The 1919-nt window shown below is 52.4% G+C and carries 2 protein-coding genes; one reads left to right on the forward strand and one right to left on the reverse strand.

The window, feature by feature from the left end:
• Positions 1-248, reverse strand: a 248-nt coding sequence (locus IQ256_RS29050) for an ATP-binding cassette domain-containing protein (protein WP_193859155.1), incomplete at its 3' end; no start/stop codon positions are given.
• Positions 249-455: 207 nt separating this feature from the next.
• Between IQ256_RS29050 and yvcK the strand changes: the two genes are divergently transcribed.
• Complete coding sequence (gene yvcK, locus IQ256_RS29055; protein WP_193859156.1) at positions 456-1784, forward strand: gluconeogenesis factor YvcK family protein; 1329 nt, start codon at positions 456-458, stop codon at positions 1782-1784.
• The last annotated feature ends 135 nt before the right edge of the window (positions 1785-1919 follow it).

Consider the following 1919-nt stretch of genomic DNA (forward strand, 5'->3'; position numbering starts at 1 on the left):
CCCACCCAGACTTCGCCTTCATCGGGGGCAAGTAGGCCCGCTATCACCCGTAATATCGTCGACTTTCCTGTCCCAGACGGGCCAATGATAGCAACAGCTTCTCCTGGTAACAGATCAATAGTGACACCGTCGAGAACTCGATTATCGCCAAATCGCTTAGCAATGCCTTCGACTTTGACTAAAGACTCAGACCCGCATGGAAGATCGCTAGGATCGGTTTCGCTAGTAGAGTGAGATGGGTTGAACATAGATTAGGACGGACGAAAGGGAAGAAGAGCCGTGAGAGCCTTTAACCATTCTGTATCAACTTTTCATAATATTGAACGGAAAAGAGAAGAATAGGGTAGAAGCTCAATAGAAGAAGAACGCCCCAGAGGAAGCCCGCTTCCCAATCACGGTATAAACCTAGTGCAGTATGACGCCAACTGCGATCTCAGCTGCTGTTTTCACTCGCTATGCGCCCAACTCGTAGAAAGCTATATGCAACGCCTCGGCGCTGGGCAAGGTGGCTGAAGCCGGGACTATTTGTGAAACGCTGGCTGTTTCTGAGCACGATCGGAATTGTGGCGATTGGCTTAGGGGTAATGGTTTGGCTGAAGCTAACGCCGGTATTTTACACAGTAAGGTTTGTCGGTAACCTACTCAATTTGATTACTCGGCTTGTCCCCAACTATGTCAGTGGGCCGCTAGCAATTCTAGGTGGGCTGCTGCTGCTGGTGTGGGGACAAACGCGGACGTTTAGCACGATTGTCGAGGTGCTGCTGCCAGCAAACGGAGAAAATAATCTTTGGGATGCGATCGCCACTCACCGTCGGCTAAACCGAGGTCCCCGCATTGTCGTCGTTGGCGGTGGAACTGGTCTATCTACGCTGCTGCGCGGACTGAAGCACTATAGCGCAAATATCACCGCGATTGTGACGGTCGCGGATGACGGGGGCTCTTCAGGTCGACTGCGCCGGGAGATGGGGGGAATTCCACCGGGCGATATCCGCAACTGTCTGACGGCGCTAGCCGACGAGGAAAAGCTACTGACTGAGCTATTTCAGTACCGATTTGAAAATGGAACCGGGCTAAGTGGCCATAGCTTTGGCAACCTGTTTTTGTCGGCGATGAATGAAATTACTGGGGACTGGGAGCAGGCGATCGCAGCCAGCTCTCAGGTCCTGGCAATTCGCGGTCGAGTGTTGCCAGCTACGCTGAGCGATGTCAAGCTGTGGGCTAACTTGAGCGATGGCCGCTACATAGAAGGCGAATCTAACATCACTAAAGCAGGAGGGAATATCGACGAGATTGGCTGTCTGCCAAAGAATCCACCTGCACTGCCCCAAGCGGTAGAAGCGATTAACGAGGCGGACTACATCATCGTGGGGCCAGGAAGTCTGTATACCAGCATTATTCCAAACTTTTTGGTGCCCGAGCTAGTAGAGGCGATCGCGGCGCGGCGGGTGCCCAGAATCTATATTTGCAACATTATGAGCGAGCCAGGTGAAACCCAAGGTTACACAGTCTCCAAGCATGTTGAAGCGATCGATCGATCCTGTGGCCGATATCTATTCGACGCGGTGCTGGTACAAAAGCGTCTGCCTTCTGAAGCCGCGATCAACCGATACCTGAAAGAAGGCGCAACGCCGGTAATTCTAGACCGTAAGGCAGTCACCGAGTCGGGCCGCCGGATTGTAATCGCCAACATCATGAGTGAAAAAGACAGCACGGTGCGTCATGACCCTGAGCGACTCGCTAAAGTCTTGGTGAAGTGGTATGAGCGTACGCGGGGTACCTGGTAATCAGATGCTTGACGCTCTCCCCCTAACCCTATGGGTATAGTCGGAGATTCTTGCTTCAAAGACTCTTAACTAGATACCTAAGCAAGCTTAAGTACCCCCGTCAGCCCGTCTCGACAAGCATTTTAATTAACGTCC

The sequence above is a fragment of the cf. Phormidesmis sp. LEGE 11477 genome, from assembly GCF_015207105.1.
In the GTDB taxonomy this organism is placed as follows: Bacteria; Cyanobacteriota; Cyanobacteriia; order Phormidesmidales; family Phormidesmidaceae; genus Phormidesmis.